This window comes from Paenibacillus sp. JT22N7 (assembly GCF_059383875.1).
The window spans coordinates 154587-171341 of sequence record NZ_JBXENY010000001.1; the positions used below are offsets into that span (position 1 = coordinate 154587).

A 16755-nucleotide genomic window follows, 5' to 3' on the forward strand; every position below is an offset into this window, starting at 1 on the left:
GCTTATGGGAAACGACAAAGGCCAATATTCGTTCTCGACATGCTGGAATATTAAACGTCACAACGTCGGCAGCAGCATGATCGATGAAATTCGGGAGCTCGGCTTTCGCTACGTTGAGCTGAACTATAACGTCACGCAGGAGTTGCTGTCGACGATTGAGCCCATGATTGAACGGGGAGAAATTGGAGTGTCGAGCGTCCACAATACGTTTCCGCATGTTGCGGACCCCGACTATGGTACCGATTCTGTGCTGCTCGGCTTTGAAGACGAGGAAAAGCGGCAGCGTGCAATCGAGCTGCTGATCCGTTCGGCGGAATATGCGAATCGCTATGGAGCGAAGGCGGTTGTCGTGCATCCGGGCGAGGTGCCGTTCGACTATAACATCGATAACGAGCTCAAAAAAATTTACCACGACCAAGGCCCGGAATCCTCTGCTTACTTAAAGCTGTGGAACGAGATGCTGGAGCGCAGGGAATCGTTGTCGGAACATTACCTGCAGCGCATAGGCGATAGTCTGGATGATATTTGCGACCAGATCGCGGCTAAGGGCTGGGACGTATCGATTGGCATCGAAACGCGTTCGCGCTGCTATCAGATGCCGACGCTGCGCGAGGCGAAATCGGTTTTTGACCGGCTGAAGGGTGCACCGGTCGGCTTGTGGTATGATTTTGGCCACGGCATGATGATGGAGCGTATGGGCTTGTACGATAATGCGCGGGATATGGAAGCCATTAAGGACCATGTAGTCGGCATTCACATTCATGAGACGGTTGGATTGTCGGATCACTGGTGTCCGTATGTACACAGCGGCGACATGAGCTATTTCGATCGTTTCCTGCCTATTATCGCAGCAGCTCCTGTGAAGGTGTATGAGCTAAAAGCGGCATGTACACCGGAGGAAATCGAACAGAGCCATGAGCTGCTGCTTGCCAAGCTGTCCGAGCGCGAGGTGTAGGATGATGGACATTAAGCATCTGGCGTCCTATGCCCCACGGCTTTTTTTTGATCAAAAAGAGCCGTTTTATCCGGTGCGGGTCGGTGTTTCCGTCCTGCGCGAAGGAGAGCAATCGCCGTCGTTTCGGCGTAAATTTGAACGGCTGGATGCTATTGTCGATTATGTGATCGAATTCGCGATTTATTGGGATTATGACATTCAGCATCTGTACGAGCTGGAGCATGTATGGATTTATGTAGGCAAGGACGGCGCCGTAGTGGATGCGGAAGCGAGCTTTCACGGCAAATACATGAAGGCGCTGCTGCCTGACCGCTCCAATCTGGAGGGGAAAACAGCAAGCCTGTACTCGCAGCCTGGAAAGCACGCTTTCTCGCCTCTGCCGATTATTTTCGAGCTGCTGCCGAACGTGCGCACTGCTACAGACCGCGATGCCGGGCTGGATGGTCTTACATTGCCGGAGTGGTACAAGGCGCTGGGGCAGTATGATGAAGAGACGAATGTGCTAGTTCGAGCCTATCAGCAGGCGTATCATCGGTTCACGCCATCGTTTGAGTTCGTTCCTTACGAGCTTGCGGAGCGTGAGCCGTTGTTCGTTCCGTGGGAAACGCTGTACGAAGAAATACCTGAGCGAATTGAGGCGGAGCTGGCTATGATTAGGCATACGCTTAGCGGATCAACGGAGAATGAGGAAGGAAGATGAACATGCATGAGAAGCTGGTTGCCGTCAACGATGGCTGGGTCAAGCAAGGAATCGATAATCAAATAATGGACAGCGGCAGCCGCTTCTACGGCGGTGTAGCCGATCCGGACAACGGGGTTGCTTGGCCGACCCACATGGGAACGCCAACGTTTATGGCGATATGGGCATGCTCACTTGTTGATGAAAGCTCCAACTTTTATCATGACGAAAAGCTGCTGCGGCGTTTGGAGCTGGCGGCGGCCTTCACGGTCCGCGAACAGCATGAGGACGGGACGATATCGCCGGGTTGGACCAATATGCATTCACCTCCCGATACCGCGTTCGCGGTCGTTGGACTTGCTCAATTGCATGAACTGCTGGTGCAGCATGAATGGGCGGAGCTTGAGCGTGTTCGAGCGGACATTAGAAAGTTTCTAGAACGGTCTGTACCTGCGCTGCTGACCGGTGGCTGCCATACGCCGAACCATCGTTGGGTGCTGACAGCGGCGCTTGCCTTCTTGCACAGGCTGACGGGCAATGCCGAGCTTGTAGCTCGTGCCGACCAATGGCTGGCTGAAGGCATGGATTGCACGGAGGATGGGGAATGGACGGAACGCAGCAACGGCATTTATAACGGCGTCAGCGACATTATGCTGTTCCATGCGGCCGAGCTGCTTGGCCGGCCTGAGCTCTTGGAGCCGGTTCGCCGCAATCTGCGAATGATGGCCTATCTGATCCATCCTGACGGAGAAGTCGTCACGGATTATTCTGGACGCCAGGACTTTGGTCAAGCATTCGATATGTCCGGCTATACACTCGCTTCCTGCCTTATGGCACAGCGCGATCAGAATGCTTTATTCGCTGCCTTGGCTGAGCTGGGAATCGCAGCGCTTAACCATCCGGGACCAATCCCAAACAATGTTTTGCTCGGATTTTTGCTTCATCCGGAGCTGAGAGAGCTACGTGTGAAAAGCGGCAGTCTGCCAGATCATTACCGGGTTGTCATCAACGGGCAATTTAATCGGCAGCATTATTTAAGTCAGATGGAGTCGGCTGGACATGGCGGGCGGATTTATCACAGCCGTCTGCATCCTGATTTCGGCGCTCCGGTTGCCCGGCAGCGGGATGGGGAAACGAGCGTTACGGTCATGACGGAGACGAATTCGTTTTTCGCGCTTCGACATGGGGCGGCACGGCTGCTTGGTGTGCAGGTCAGCAGCTCGTTTGATCCGGGGTTCATCAAGATGAACCATTTGGAGCAGCTCGAATCCGGCTATGTTCTGACGGGTACGGAATCAAAAGGCTACTACGGGCCGATCTCAACTGATCGTTTGCCTGAAATAGCAAGCCATTCCGTCAGCCCATGGTATTTGCTGCCGCATCAGCTGCGTGAGGTAACACATTTGCAGCAGCATGATGTGCGAATTGAGTTGACGGAAACGTATGATGGCTGGCAGCTGCGTGTTCAATGCGACAAGCCGGATGTGCTGCTAACCCAAATTTCCTTCGTATTCGGGAAGGAAGGGCAATTCGCTGGCGGCGAATTGGCTCCTGCCGAGACAGGTACGCAATTTTGGAAAGCAGGCACTGTAAAATTTACAGCTGGCGGCGACTGGATTGAGATGGAGGGCGGTGCGCACGAGCATTGGGCCAAATCGATCCGCGGGGCTGCATTCCCGGCAGATTGCCAGACGCTGGTCGTCAACGTGCTGACACCTTATGATCGGACGTTTCATATCCGTTTGTCTCCAAGCGATGGGAATGGGGCAAACGGGCAGTAACCGTATATATGGAGTTGCAGCTAACTGATTGACTATCGCGCTTCAGGAAGATGCTCCCCCAGAAGGGGTGATTACAATATTGTTTGTACTTAAATTGGGGGCGGCTTTGCTGCTTGGGCTGCTGATCGGTGTAGACCGCCAGCTTCGGCACAAGCCGCTTGGCATCAAGACGAGCATGGTGATCGCGGTCGCAAGCTGCTTAATTACGATGGTGTCGATCGAAGCGTCGACTGAGCTTGCCCATCCAGGCATGACTAACATGGACCCGATGCGGCTGGCGGCACAAATTGTGAGCGGCATCGGTTTTATCGGCGCAGGCGTCATCCTGAGAAGAAATAACGATGTCATCTCCGGCCTGACGACAGCTGCAATGGTCTGGTCGGCGTCGGCGCTTGGGATTGCGGCAGGAGCAGGCTTCTATAAAGAAGCGTTCACTGCCGTAGGCTTCATCATCATGGCAGTCAATCTGGTGCCGTTCGTGGTTCGGGCATTAGGACCGAGAAAGCTGCGCGAGCGCGACCTATCGGTCTGCATGACGTTTGACCGTTCGGCTGAGCTGGACGGCTTGATGACGAAAATTCGATCGGAGCACCAGATCAAGCATACGAAAATCAAAGATATTGGCGACGGCCGCAAAGAAATTCAGCTCGTGCTGTCATCGCGGGAATTGCACCCGACAACCTCTGTCTACGAGGATCTTCGGCGCTATAAAAATGTCGTCTCCGTCGAGGTCGAAAACATTAGCTCATAGGAGCATTTTTTCATGTTTGGTAAAGCGCTTAACTTAAAATTGAAAAAGGCAGCCGATTGTCATGAGCAAGGAGAATGACAATCGGCTGCCTTCTATTTCACCCGCGAAACGGTAGCTTTGCCGCCAGAGGACGGTGCCAGCCGTTTACACTTGGTCTAGGCGGACTCAGCAGCAGCTATTTGCCCATTTTCAGGCGATTTTGGCGGGCAAGCGGACAGGAAAGCCGTTAATGCGGTTTTTCTCGCTATAAATGATCATAAAGGGGGTGATTAGCGGCTGCTGAGTCCGCGAACCTGCTCATTCCCCTTTATCTGCAACAAATAGCTGCTGCTGTGTCCGCCAAATTTCTATTTGCTTTTCTGTTGTTACTACAGCCTTCATCAGTACCCGTCCGCGCTACACTCGATTCGTTTGAGCTCCTTTATTGAAAGTCAAAAAATACTTCCTCATCTTTAATAATGATCCACGCGTTTTTATCCAAATCAGCGACGTTTTGCAGCGTATATTTTATATAGAAAATATCGTCTTTCCAATATTCTTTGACATAGACGGCTCTTAAGGCCGCGTCCCCTTTAATCCGCTCTGGCAAGGAGATGTCCACACCAAAATAGTCTTCCTCCTCCTTGCCACGATAGGGGTTATTCTGCAAATATTTTAACCGAATGGAATCTGATGCATTGCGTAAGTAGGCATTTGATTGCAGTTTCTTAAAGGCGTCGAATGAGGCATGATTGCGTACATGATTTCGTGAGTTTCTCCGAATGAATCTTAAAATCATAATAGCTTTGCAACGTTTTAATAATAACATCCTCTTCATCGTTTAAAGCAGAAGGATCAGCGAGCTGTTTTTTTCCTGCATAGGAGGCTTGAAAATTTTCGATTTTATTAATATTATCTTTTGCTATAAAAATAGTTCGATTAGTACCTGTATGGTATCCGATATAATAATCAGCTGAAATATCCATTTTAATGAGTGTCAGCGTTTCATTATCCAATGAGACTCTGGACATTTCAATTGTACTCTTCTGAGCTTCGTATTTTGAAATATTAATATATTGCGCATGGATGCCGCTTAGGTATATGGAGAAAATCAATATGATAGCTGTAACGAAAATGATGCTTATCTTTGTTGCCGGTGCATTCATTTTGAAATAGGAAGCGGTTTGATACGAAAAATAAAAAATAAGAAAAAAAGCGCCATAGAAGAATATATTCTGCACGGCCAGCGGTAGATTTGAATCTTTATCCAAGGTTAAAATTTGAAAAACTATCATAGTAATAATAAAACTAAGAAATAAAAGGCCATGAATTAATAATAATAAGGGATGCATACGATTTCGTAAAACGAAATACCGAAAACGTCTAATCCTCACATTTGACCGATTAGGTGCCCTACGAGGCTTTCTCCGATCCTTGCGGGATGCAAGTACAGCTATTGTTACAACAGGAATTGATAAAAAGAAGGAAATATAAATGCCGTTTATCCAATACAGGCTTTGAGAAACAGGATAAAATGTTAAAATATCTTTGAAAATGAACATATCACCGAAATAAGGTTGAAAAGAGCCTTGTACATACACAAGTCCGGCGGTATAGACGACGAAAGGCATAAACCATAGCTCCTGCAGCAGCTTTAACATGTTCTTCAACTTATCAGGCATTCCAGCAATCTCCCTTACAGCATCTTAGTAAAATAATCCTATCCTTTTTTATCGGAATTCGCATGCCAAAAATGTATAATACTAGTTTTTCAGCGCAAAAAAATACTCTGAGGGCTGAAGGCATTCAGCTAGCTCAGAGCATATATAATTCGATAGCCTGTATAATAAAACAGCTCGCGGAAGAAAAAGGGCAGTTTCGTGCGCATGCTGCTATATGCGGAGGTCGTAGTTGGCGAAGAGTATGCCGTCATTCCCAGCTCGCTGGCCATCATGAGTGCGCGCTTCATATGAAGCGGATCGCTGACAATGATGAAGGTTCCTAGCTCATATGGCTTCGCAACGACTAGCGAATATTCGAAATTTTCCTCTGTAATAAGAGATTGGACTTCGATCAAAATATGCTCAGGCTTCACGCCTTTTTCAATCGCATAGCTCCGTGATACTTCTGACTCTGCAAGCTCATTCGCAGACCCGCGTCCTCCGGTAAAAATAATATACTCGGCAAAGCCTTGCTCGTACAGCTTTATAGCATGATTCAGGCGTTCCCGCAGCACAGGGGATGGCTGATCGCCCCAGACCGCCGTGCCCAGCACAAGGATCGCATCAGCAGGCTTCGCTTCATCCTTCATACTAAATGACCAAATTTCATAGGAAAACCAGCACAGTACCGCTGCGGCAAATGCTAAGACGCAAAGCAACAGCGTTTTGATTTTTTTCGAAACAAGCCTCTTTTTCATGAACTGCCCTTTCCTTATAAAATGATTTTTCCTCGCCGCATGTTATCCGATCATAATTTTCCCTTCCGGATAGCGATACAGCTCCTTCTTCTCCTGAGCAGGAACGAGTGTGAACGCCAGCGTCAGCGGGCCGAGCCGTCCAGCGAACATCATAATAATAATCAGCACCTTGCCGATCACCGTCAAATGCGGCGTTAAGCCAAGCGACAATCCGGTTGTACCGAAAGCGGACGTTACTTCAAATAGCAGAACGAGGAAATCGACATCCTCGGTAGTAGATAAAATCATCGTAAATAAAATAATCGCCGCCAGCGAGGCAATCGTAATCGTCAGCGCTTTGTACACCCGGTCCTTTGCGAGCCTTCTGCGGAAAAAGACGACATCCTCGCGGCCGCGAATCATTGCAAACACCGCACCGATGAGAATCGCAAACGTCGTCACCTTAATGCCGCCGCCCGCAGAGCCCGGAGATGCGCCGATGAACATGAGCAAAATAATGAGAAACTGCGTCGCATGGCGCAGAGAAGCAATATCCAGCGTATTTGCGCCGCCCGAGCGCGGCGATATGCTTTGGAACAACGAGCTGTACAGCTTGCCGCTTATGCTAAGCGGCTCTAGTGTTTTGGTATTTGTAAACTCGAAAATAAAAATAACGGCAGCACCTGCGACAAACAAAATGCCTGTCGCATACAGCACAACCTTGGAGTGAAAAGACAGCTTGCGCGTTTTTGGGTAATCCCACATTTCCGCCAGTACGATAAAGCCGATCCCGCCGAGAAAAATGAGAGCAATAACGATCACATTAATAATGGGATCGTTGACGTGATTGACAAAGCTGCTGAACGGACCGTTCATCGGTCCCATAACATCAAATCCGGCGTTGGTGAACATCGACACGCTATGGAACATGCCGAAATACAGCGCCTTGCCGAAAGGCATTTCCGTTGACCAGCGCAGTGCCAGAACAAGGGCGCCTATTCCTTCGATGGCAAAAGCATAAATGAGCACGCGCCGTATGAAGCGGACGATCCCTTCCAGCGAAGATTGATTCATGGATTCCTGCAGCAGCAGCCGCTCGCGCAGCGATATCCGTTTGCGCAGGGCAAGGGCGAACAGCGTAGACATCGTCATAAAGCCGAGTCCGCCAACCTGCATAAGCACGAGAATGACGAGCTCGCCAAAGGTTGAATAGTGGATGCCGGTATCGACGACGACAAGTCCCGTTACGCAAACAGCGGATGTGGCAGTGAATAATGCGTCAATGAGCGGCGTTGCCTGATGGGTAGACGAAGCCAGAGGCAGAGAAAGCAATAGGGTACCCGCCGCAATAATCGCGAGAAAGCCAAGCGTAAGAATTTGCGGCGGAGTCATTTTTAGAAAAATGGTTCGTAGTTTGAGCACGCAGGTAATCTCCTTTATATGTAACGAAACAATGGTGTAGTTGAAAGTTGAGCTGTTGCTGCCGAAGCTGGCACAGCCGTTTACGCTTGAAATATAAGGATGCATAAATATTGTTATTATTATAACGCTTATATTTCTACGCGAAACGAGCAGTTGTCGCCAATACCCGACAACGCCGTTTGCTCTTGAAATATAAGATCAATAAGTTTGATTCTTATTGCAACGCTTATATTTCTACGCGAAACGAGCTTGTGCTGCCGAAGGCAGGCACAGCCGTTTACGCTTGAAATATAAGGATGCATAAATATTGTTATTATTATAACGCTTATATTTCTACGCGAAACGAGCTTGTGCTGCCGAAGGCAGGCACAGCCGTTTACGCTTGCCACCTCATTATCTGGTATAATAGGGCAATATGCAACAGGAGGGCGCTGGGGCCCGCGATTAGGAGGACAACGATGAAATCAAGATATATAGCAGGTATTTCGCTTGCCGTTATGGGGGCAGGCTTTATTACTACGAGATGGTGGCTGCCAGACAACACGTGGACGCATCTACTGGAAAGCGGCTTTGAAGCGGGTCTGGTCGGCGGAATTGCCGACTGGTTTGCGGTGACGGCGCTGTTCCGCCATCCGATGGGCATTCCCATTCCGCATACGTCCTTGCTGCTCAAAAACCGGGCGAAAATCGTGAACTCGCTCATCAGCGCTATGGAAAATGAACTGCTGAATAAAGAAAGCATTACCCGCAAGCTGTCTGGCTTTCAACTGTTCGCAGGGGCAGCATCGGCGGCGACTCGGCTGATTGGCAAGCGCAAGTTCAGGCTGGCAGCGGTTGATTTTGCCCAGTCGGCAGTGGAGCGCTTGCCTTTGGAGCGGGTTAGCGGTGTGCTGCATGGATTTTTGGCGGATTATGTGAAAAAGCAGGATTTTACGCCAATCGTGCGCAAGCTGGCGGATCGTTTCGTCCATGAGCGTTGGGATGAACGGGCGCTGGATTACGGCCTGGAGCATGTAGGCCATTGGATTCGCAAGCGTGAAACCGAGGAAATGCTCGGCAAGCTCGCCTTCAAAAAGCTGGAGGAGCTTAAGGTAGGCGGCTTCATGGGGTTTGCACTGCAAGCTTTCGTCGGCTTTATGAACGAGGAGAAGCTCGGCGGTTTGATCCAGAACATGCTGCTCTCTACGATGCAGGAGCTTTCCCATCCTGGAAGCCCGCATCGGCAGAAGCTGCTGCTTGAGGTGAGAGCCCAGGCGGAGAAGCTTGCCGATAACGAAGAGCTGATGCTCAAGCTGAAGCAGCTCATTGAACAGGGGGTGGACAGCGTTGAAACGGAGCGCTTCATCCATTTGCGTCTGGAGGAGCTGAGACAGCTCGTGCTGGACAAGCTGGAGGAGCAGCATCGCAGCGGAGGGCGCGCCATTGTGCAGGGATACCGTTTTGCAACGGATTATTTGAATGGCAAGCAGGAAATGCTCGCCAATTGGGAAGATGGCATTCGCGGCTATCTCGTTCGACTTATTGAAAATAATCACTATCGCATCGGTGCGCTCGTTCGGGATAATCTCGACCGGATGGATGACAAGGCGCTCGTCTCCATGCTGGAGGAAAAGGTCGGCAACGATTTGCAGTGGATTCGCGTCAACGGCGCATTATGCGGTTTTGTCGTGGGCGTTATTTTGTCCTTCTTCTAACAGGAAGGTAGCCATTTACATTTATAGGGGACAGCCTGAATTTTTTGTGATAAGATCAAACTACAAAATGACCAATGAATACAAGGATTTTGAAAAATGATTGACATGGAACGAGGTGCCTTTGCGCACGTCAAAGGGTAACAGGGAATCGGGTGCAAATCCCGAGCGGTCCCGCCACTGTAATCGGGGAGTTTTCCTTCACCAGCAGGAGTCACTTGGCCTAAGCTTTAGGGCAGCCAGGGAAGACGAAGGAAAATAATGATCCGCTAGCCAGGAGACCTACCTCGTTCCAGCACCACAGTGCCTTCGCGGAAAGGATAGGTGTACGAACGAAAGCGATTGCTACCAGTCTGTTTGCTGGCGCAACCGTCTATTTCTGCGTACACATGGCCGTTTTCCCAGCGAAGGGAAAGCGGTCATTTTTTGTTGTCTTTAGGCATGAACTCATTGGGGAGGGTATTGAAACGAATGGTCAAGTTAAAAAGAAAGACAGCAGTTAGCACCGCTTTGCTGGTTATTGGCTTCACGCTTTTTTTACTGGTGAATGAGCCGCAATCCGCTTATGCGATGCACATTATGGAAGGGTTTTTGCCTGTGGGGTGGGCGATTTTTTGGTGGGTGGCCTTTATTCCTTTTTTCATCCTGGGTGTACGCGCCATTCGGAAAATTACAAAGGAAGCACCAGAGCTTAAGCTGATGCTGGGCTTGGCGGCAGCTTTCACCTTCGTGCTGTCCGCGCTTAAGATTCCTTCCGTTACAGGCAGCAGCTCGCACCCGACGGGAACGGGGCTTGGAACGGTTATGTTCGGGCCGCTGCCCATGAGCGTATTAGGTTCTATGGTATTGCTGTTTCAAGCGGTGCTGCTTGCACATGGCGGGCTGACGACGCTTGGGGCGAATGCTTTTTCAATGGCGGTTGCAGGTCCCGCTGCTGGCTATGCCGTCTATCGGCTGCTGATGCGTTCAGGCAGCAAGCAAGGCGTGGCGATTTTTTCTGCTGCCGCTGTTGCCGATCTGGCCACTTATATCGTTACTTCGATTCAACTGGCTGTTGCTTTTCCGGCGGTTGAGGGCGGCATTCTCGCATCCTTTATGAAATTTGGCGGTATTTTTGGGATTACCCAGGTTCCGCTTGCTATTAGCGAAGGCTTGCTGACGGTATTGATCTGGAACTGGCTGCAATCTTTTAATACGGACGAGCTGTCTATTTTGAAGCGGAGAATGAAAGGGGATCGCGTGTAATGAGCCGCAGTGCCAAAAATATTTGGATATTAGCCATTGTTGTTTTGCTTGCCGTTGCGCCTTTAATATTCATTAACGCCGAGTTTGGCGGCGCAGATGGCGCGGCGGAGGAAATGATCCAGACGATTGCGCCCCATTATGAGCCTTGGGCGTCTCCGCTGACTGAGGTGCCGGGAGAAACGGAAAGCATGCTGTTCGCGCTGCAAGCTGCGATTGGCGCTGGCGTAATCGGCTATGTGATTGGCCTTTTTAAAGGGAAGTCGGGGAAATCAAAGCAGCAATGATGAAATGGATTGATACGATTTCTTATTCCAATAAGCTGCGGGATTTACCCGCCATTTGGAAATGCGGGCTTGCAGCCCTTCTGCTGCTGCTTGCCTATATCGCTCATCCGCTCGTACAGCTTGTCATTTTCGGATGGCTTGCACTGTGGACGGTCGGCTATGCGAAAGTGCCCGCTAAGCTTTATGCGGCGCTGCTTTTCTCCTCTTGCCTGCTGTTCATTCTCAGCTTGCCCGCGCTGCTCATTGAATTCAGCAATAGCAGCAGCGAAGCGGGAAGCTTAGCGGCAGCGAAAGCAGGCTGGATGCTCGTTTCATGGGAGCCGCTTAGCCTGTATGTGCCAGAGGCATCGTTAGGGCTGGCCGGACATATTTTTACGCGTATTCTTGCTTGCCTGGCATGTATGTTTTTTATCACCTTGACGACCCCCTTCCCGGATCTGCTGCAAGTGCTGAAGCGGTTGAAAATGCCGCAAATTGTACTGGAGCTCATGATTATTATGTATCGCTTCATCTTTCTGCTGCTGGATACGGCGGGGGCTATGCTGGTCGCGCAGCGTGCACGCGGCGGTCAACACGGTTTTAAAGGCAAATTGCAGGGTACGGCGGCGATTGCTGTGCGGCTCTTCGTCAAAACGATGCATCGATACAAGGGGCTCTCGAATGGGCTTATGGCAAGAGGATTTACGAATGAAATCCGTCTTGCGCCTAGTGTAAAGCGGACGGTTCGCCTCCGATATTGGGCGGAAGCGGGGCTCGGCTTAACGATTTTGCTGGCAGCAGAGCTATGGCTTCGGTATGGAGGTGAATAAGCTGGCGGATAACGATCGGGCATCAACCATTATGGAAATGAACCAAGTGAGCTATGCTTATCCCGGAACGGACAAGACCGCTTTAAACGGGCTAGAGCTGCGTATTCCGGCGAACAAGAAGATAGCGCTGTGCGGGCATAATGGCTCGGGCAAGTCGACGCTCTTCTTGCAGCTTATTGGCATTAATCGTCCGGAATCCGGTTTTGTCAGCTGGCGCGGCGAGCCGCTTTCTTACAAGCCCAGAGAGCTTGCCAGCTTGAGACGGCGCGTCGGCCTTGTTTTTCAGGACCCGGAGCATCAGCTCATTTTGAATACCGCTTATGAGGATATTTCCTATGGGCTGCGCAATGCGGGGCTTCAAGAAGTGGAAATTGACAGACGTACGGCGCGCATCGTTCAGCAGCTGAACTTGCAGGAACTGGCGCATAAGCCGCTGCATCATCTCAGCCTTGGGCAAAAGAAGCGAGTCGCTCTTGCCGGCGTACTGGCCCTGGAGCCGGAGTTAGTGCTGCTTGATGAGCCGGCTGCTTATCTCGATCCGATATCGGAGCAGCGGCTGATGGCTGAGCTGGACCGCATTCATGCCAGCGGCATAACGCCGGTTATGGCGACGCATGACATGAATATGGCCTATGCTTGGGCGGATTGGATTTTCATCATGAATGAGGGCCGCTGTATATTGGAGGGTACGCCGGAGACGGTATTTCGCGAAGGCGAGCGTCTCAGAAGCCTTGGACTCACGCTGCCAATGGTGCTGGAAGCTTGGGAGGCACTGCCGCCTGAGCTGCGAGGAGAACAGCAGGCGCCGCGTACGCTCGCGCAATTTAAAGCGGCTGTAAAATCTTTTGTTGTATAAAAACGCAAAAATTCGTATATTTATACATGTTGCTTGAAATATAGGAAAGGATATGATTTTTCCATCCTATCTCTATATTTCTCCGTTTCACCTTGTATAAATAAAGATCGACCAACTAAATAGCGAGGAATAGGGTGCTCTTGCGTAACGTCTTGAGCTTAAAAGGGAAGTCCGGTGCAATACCGGCGCGGTCCCGCCACTGTAACAGCGGAGTTTTGCGCAATAAAGCCACTGGCATGATGCCGGGAAGGCGAGCGCAGCGATGATGATGCTGGAGCCAGGAGACCTGCCTTATTCTATACACTGCAGTACCTACGGGAGATAGGGAGGTGTTAAAGATGGCAGCCATCGTTTGTTGAAACGAGGGGCGTCTTTACCCACATTTCTGTACAGGGTAGGACGTCCCTTTTTGCAGTTTCTGGCTGGCAGCAAATTGGATGTATAGGGAAAGGCCGCCGCGAAGAAATTCGCTCGCACTGCCATAAGTATATATCTGAGTTTGTTGATGAAATAACAAAGGATTATAACATCCATCCACAAGGATGAATAATGAAAAACAGGAGGCAATAACAATGAGTCAAGTAAAAAGCAGCAGTTTGGGATATCCGCGTATCGGTGAAAACAGAGAATGGAAAAAAGCTCTGGAGGCATTCTGGAGCGGCAAGCTTGCGGAAGCGGCTTTCTTGAAGCAGCTGGAGACGATTCGTCTAAACCATCTCCAATTGCAAAAACAGGCCGGCATTGATCTCATTCCGGTAAATGATTTTTCGTATTATGACCATATCCTTGATACAGCTGCGATGTTTGGCGTCGTGCCTGAGCGCTTTGGCTATACAGGCAGCCCCGTATCGGTAATGACCTATTATGCAATGGCGCGAGGCAACAAAACCGCTTCGGCATCCGAGATGACGAAATGGTTCAATACGAACTATCACTACATCGTTCCTGAGCTGAAAGGCATTACGCCGGCGCTGACCGAGAACCGTCCGTTGATCGCTTACCGCGAAGCAAAGGAAAAGCTGGGCATCGAAGGCAAACCAGTCATTGTTGGACCTTATACATTCCTCAAGCTGTCTAAAGGCTATGCCGCTTCTGAGCTTGCTACAGTTGCTGCTCAGTATGTTCCGCTGTATGCACAGGTGCTGCGCGAGTTGGAGCAAGAAGGCGTACAATGGGTGCAAATGGATGAGCCTTCGCTTGTAACAGACGTTTCCGAAGCAGATTTGGCGCTTGTGCAAAGCATTTATGCCCAGCTTCATGAAGCGGCACCTAAGCTCAATTTGCTGCTGCAAACGTATTTTGAATCGGTTCAGCATTATGCTGCAATTGCGGCTTTGCCTGTACAGGGCTTAGGTCTGGACTTCACAGCTGGCGCTGAAAAGAACCTGCAGCAGCTGGAGTCAATCGGCTTCCCGCAGGACAAAGTGCTGGGTGCAGGCGTTATTGACGGCCGCAACATTTGGCGGGCGGATCTTCAGGAGCGCAAAGCGCTGCTTGCCCGTATTGCTAAAGTCGTGCCAAACGACCGACTGATTGTAAGCTCCTCTTGCAGCCTGCTGCATGTACCTGTGTCAGCGGCTCTTGAAACGGCACTGCCGGCAGAGCTTGCAGGCGCACTGGCGTATGCCAATGAGAAGCTGGAGGAAATTGCCGTTCTGGCAACTGCGCTGAATGAAGGAGAAGCAGCGGTAAAAGAGGCGTTTGATCGCAATGCAGCAGCTTTGGCTGCACTTGCCGCATCGCCGTCCCGTGGCCGTGCGAGCGTCCATGCCGCTGTAGCGAGCATTGATGCGCAGCCATCGGAGCGCAAAGCGGTATTTGCAGAGCGCCAAGTGAGCCAGAAGGAACGCTGGCAGCTGCCATTCCTGCCGACAACGACAATCGGCAGCTTCCCACAAACGGCGGAAGTTCGCCAAGCGAGACGGCAATGGCGTCGTGGTGATTTGGGCGAGGAGCAATACCGCGTATTCATTAAGGAGCAAATTCAGCATTGGATCAAGCTGCAGGAAGAGATCGGCCTTGATGTTCTCGTTCATGGAGAGTTTGAGCGTACGGATATGGTTGAGTTTTTCGGAGAGAAGCTGGAAGGCTTTGCTTTCACGAAAAATGGCTGGGTGCAATCCTATGGCTCGCGCTGCGTAAAACCGCCAGTCATTTACGGCGATGTGCAGTTCAGCAAGCCGATGACTGTCGAAGAAACCGTTTATGCGCAGTCGCTGACTTCTAAACCGGTGAAAGGCATGCTGACGGGCCCGATTACGATTTTGAACTGGTCGTTCGTTCGCAGCGACTTGACTCGTGAGCAGGTTGCTTACCAAATCGCGCTTGCCTTGGCAGAAGAAGTGAAGGCGCTGGAGGAAGCGGGCATTGAAATGATTCAGGTGGATGAGCCTGCCCTTCGTGAAGGCTTGCCGCTAAAACGTGAAGATTGGGAGCACTATTTGAACTGGGCTGTGCTTGCCTTCCGCTTGTCCACTTCTGACGTTAAGGATACGACGCAAATTCACACGCATATGTGCTATTGCGAGTTCCATGACATCATTGATTCCATTCGCGCGCTGGATGCCGACGTTATTTCCATCGAAACGTCCCGCAGCCATGGCGAGCTGATTCACAGCTTCGAGGAGCACACGTATGAGCTGGGTATTGGCCTTGGCGTATACGATATTCACAGCCCTCGCGTGCCGGAGGTAGAGGAAATGACATCGATGATCAAACGCGCTCTGAACGTGCTTGAGCCAGAATTGTTCTGGATTAACCCGGACTGCGGACTTAAAACACGTGGTGTAGATGAGACTGTGGCATCGCTGCGCAACATGATCCAAGCGACTGAGCAAGTACGGGAGCAGTTGGCTAAGTAATTGTAATAAGCATGGTTATTAAAAAAGCTCCGCTTGCGCTGATTGGCGCAAGCGGAGCTTTTGCTTTACTTGGAAGCGGGGAGGGTCAAAGCCGGGGAGCGGCGTGCCACAACAGGCAGGCAAAAGCATGCCATTAGGAGGGGATGTTTTGCCTGCCTGCTTCAGCCGCCCGCTTAAATGGTCTCTGCCGCAGGATTCATCAGGCAATAGCCAATGCCCCATACCGTCTGAATCAAGGAGGCAGATTCGGGGTGGACGCGGTTCAGCTTCTCTCTGATCCGCTTCACATGCGTATCGATCGTCCGGTAATCGCCGAGCGATTGATAGCCCCAAATTCGCCGCATTAAATCCTCGCGGGAAATGGGCTGATTGATGTTGGCTGCCATAAAGCGCAGCAGCTCATATTCGCGGAACGTCAGCTTCACCTTGCTGTTTCCGGCAATGACTTGCCGCGAATCATAATCGAAGACGAGTCCTGGCAGCGTGAGATCGGGCGTCTGCTTGCGCTGCAAGGCGCGATAAGCAAACTCCGAGGTGCGGCGGATGATCGCCTTAATGCGGTACATCAACTCGCGCGGGCTGAATGGCTTAACGACATAATCGTCGGAGCCGGCTTGGAAGCCGTCGAGCCGGTCATCCTCTTCGCCACAGGCGGAAAGCATAATGACGGGCGTCGATTTTTTCTTCTTAAGCTCGCGGCAAAATTCAAGCCCGTCCATTCCCGGCAAATTACGATCGAGTAAAATCATCGAATAATTGTATTGCATCGCCTTGAACAAGCCGTTGATGCCGTCCGAAGCTTCTTCGACGATCCAGCCTTCTTTTTTCAAAAATAACTTGAGCAGCTTGCGGATATGCTCCTCATCATCAACAATCAAAATGCTATATGGTTGCTGAAATGCCATGGCTCAACACCTCATCTTTATCTTTTAATTCATTACTGATAACAATTATCATTATCATTACATGCGATCCCCATTGTTGTCAATAATAAAACCACTGTTTCTTGTCACAATACCCGAAGGATAGTCGCGAAAAAGACAC

General features: G+C 50.6%; 15 protein-coding genes and 2 riboswitches. Of the genes, 10 read left to right on the top strand and 5 right to left on the bottom strand.

From position 1 onward, the window contains the following. Positions 1-4 precede the first annotated feature (4 nt). The 4 genes from AC50Y5_RS00690 to AC50Y5_RS00705 all read left to right on the top strand — a co-directional run bounded on the left by AC50Y5_RS00690 (position 5) and on the right by AC50Y5_RS00705 (position 4166). Positions 5-955 (top strand): sugar phosphate isomerase/epimerase family protein, encoded by a 951-nt coding sequence (locus AC50Y5_RS00690; RefSeq protein WP_056043395.1) that lies wholly within the window; start codon positions 5-7, stop codon positions 953-955. Between the two features lies 1 nt (position 956). Beyond that, positions 957-1655 (top strand): hypothetical protein, encoded by a 699-nt coding sequence (locus tag AC50Y5_RS00695; RefSeq protein WP_494857779.1) that lies wholly within the window; start codon positions 957-959, stop codon positions 1653-1655. After that, complete coding sequence (locus AC50Y5_RS00700) at positions 1652-3415, top strand: hypothetical protein (RefSeq protein ID WP_494857781.1); 1764 nt, start codon at positions 1652-1654, stop codon at positions 3413-3415. The genes AC50Y5_RS00695 and AC50Y5_RS00700 overlap by 4 nt, the downstream gene beginning before the upstream one ends. Positions 3416-3485: 70 nt before the next feature. Beyond that, on the top strand, positions 3486-4166 hold the full coding sequence (locus AC50Y5_RS00705) for an MgtC/SapB family protein (RefSeq protein WP_494858750.1): 681 nt from the start codon (positions 3486-3488) through the stop codon (positions 4164-4166). A gap of 421 nt (positions 4167-4587) precedes the next feature. Here AC50Y5_RS00705 and AC50Y5_RS00710 read toward each other — a convergent pair whose 3' ends face one another. From AC50Y5_RS00710 to AC50Y5_RS00725, 4 genes are all read right to left on the bottom strand, one after another. Continuing rightward, complete coding sequence (locus AC50Y5_RS00710) at positions 4588-4767, bottom strand: hypothetical protein (RefSeq protein WP_494857783.1); 180 nt, start codon at positions 4765-4767, stop codon at positions 4588-4590. Between the two features lie 106 nt (positions 4768-4873). Beyond that, entirely contained in the window at positions 4874-5827 is a 954-nt protein-coding gene (locus tag AC50Y5_RS00715) for a hypothetical protein (RefSeq protein WP_494857785.1), read from the bottom strand. A gap of 128 nt (positions 5828-5955) precedes the next feature. Next, positions 5956-6564: a YdcF family protein gene (locus tag AC50Y5_RS00720; protein WP_494857787.1), complete on the bottom strand. Its 609-nt coding sequence runs from the start codon at positions 6562-6564 to the stop codon at positions 5956-5958. A gap of 42 nt (positions 6565-6606) precedes the next feature. Then, positions 6607-7935, bottom strand: a complete 1329-nt coding sequence (locus tag AC50Y5_RS00725) for a TrkH family potassium uptake protein (RefSeq protein ID WP_494858752.1) — start codon at positions 7933-7935, stop codon at positions 6607-6609. A gap of 488 nt (positions 7936-8423) precedes the next feature. Between AC50Y5_RS00725 and AC50Y5_RS00730 the strand changes: the two genes are divergently transcribed. From AC50Y5_RS00730 to metE, 6 genes are all read left to right on the top strand, one after another. Further along, on the top strand, positions 8424-9659 hold the full coding sequence (locus tag AC50Y5_RS00730; RefSeq protein WP_056043405.1) for a DUF445 domain-containing protein: 1236 nt from the start codon (positions 8424-8426) through the stop codon (positions 9657-9659). Positions 9660-9755: 96 nt separating this feature from the next. Beyond that, positions 9756-9960, top strand: a riboswitch (cobalamin riboswitch). A 167-nt stretch (positions 9961-10127) separates the two neighbouring features. After that, a complete protein-coding gene (locus AC50Y5_RS00735; RefSeq protein WP_494857789.1) occupies positions 10128-10901 on the top strand; it encodes an energy-coupling factor ABC transporter permease in 774 nt (257 codons plus the stop codon). Beyond that, a complete protein-coding gene (locus AC50Y5_RS00740) occupies positions 10901-11185 on the top strand; it encodes an energy-coupling factor ABC transporter substrate-binding protein (protein ID WP_056043411.1) in 285 nt (94 codons plus the stop codon). The genes AC50Y5_RS00735 and AC50Y5_RS00740 overlap by 1 nt, the downstream gene beginning before the upstream one ends. After that, complete coding sequence (gene cbiQ, locus AC50Y5_RS00745) at positions 11182-11994, top strand: cobalt ECF transporter T component CbiQ (protein WP_494857792.1); 813 nt, start codon at positions 11182-11184, stop codon at positions 11992-11994. The genes AC50Y5_RS00740 and cbiQ overlap by 4 nt, the downstream gene beginning before the upstream one ends. Then, a complete protein-coding gene (locus tag AC50Y5_RS00750) occupies positions 11981-12850 on the top strand; it encodes an energy-coupling factor ABC transporter ATP-binding protein (protein ID WP_081419169.1) in 870 nt (289 codons plus the stop codon). Before cbiQ ends, AC50Y5_RS00750 begins: the two co-directional genes overlap by 14 nt. A 115-nt stretch (positions 12851-12965) precedes the next feature. Beyond that, positions 12966-13158, top strand: a riboswitch (cobalamin riboswitch). A 264-nt stretch (positions 13159-13422) separates the two neighbouring features. Further along, complete coding sequence (gene metE, locus AC50Y5_RS00755) at positions 13423-15711, top strand: 5-methyltetrahydropteroyltriglutamate--homocysteine S-methyltransferase (protein WP_494857794.1); 2289 nt, start codon at positions 13423-13425, stop codon at positions 15709-15711. Positions 15712-15884: 173 nt separating this feature from the next. Here the strand turns inward: metE and AC50Y5_RS00760 are convergent, their stop codons facing one another. Then, positions 15885-16616, bottom strand: coding sequence for a response regulator transcription factor (locus AC50Y5_RS00760; protein WP_099519319.1), 732 nt, complete (start codon positions 16614-16616; stop codon positions 15885-15887). Between the last annotated feature and the right edge of the window lie 139 nt (positions 16617-16755).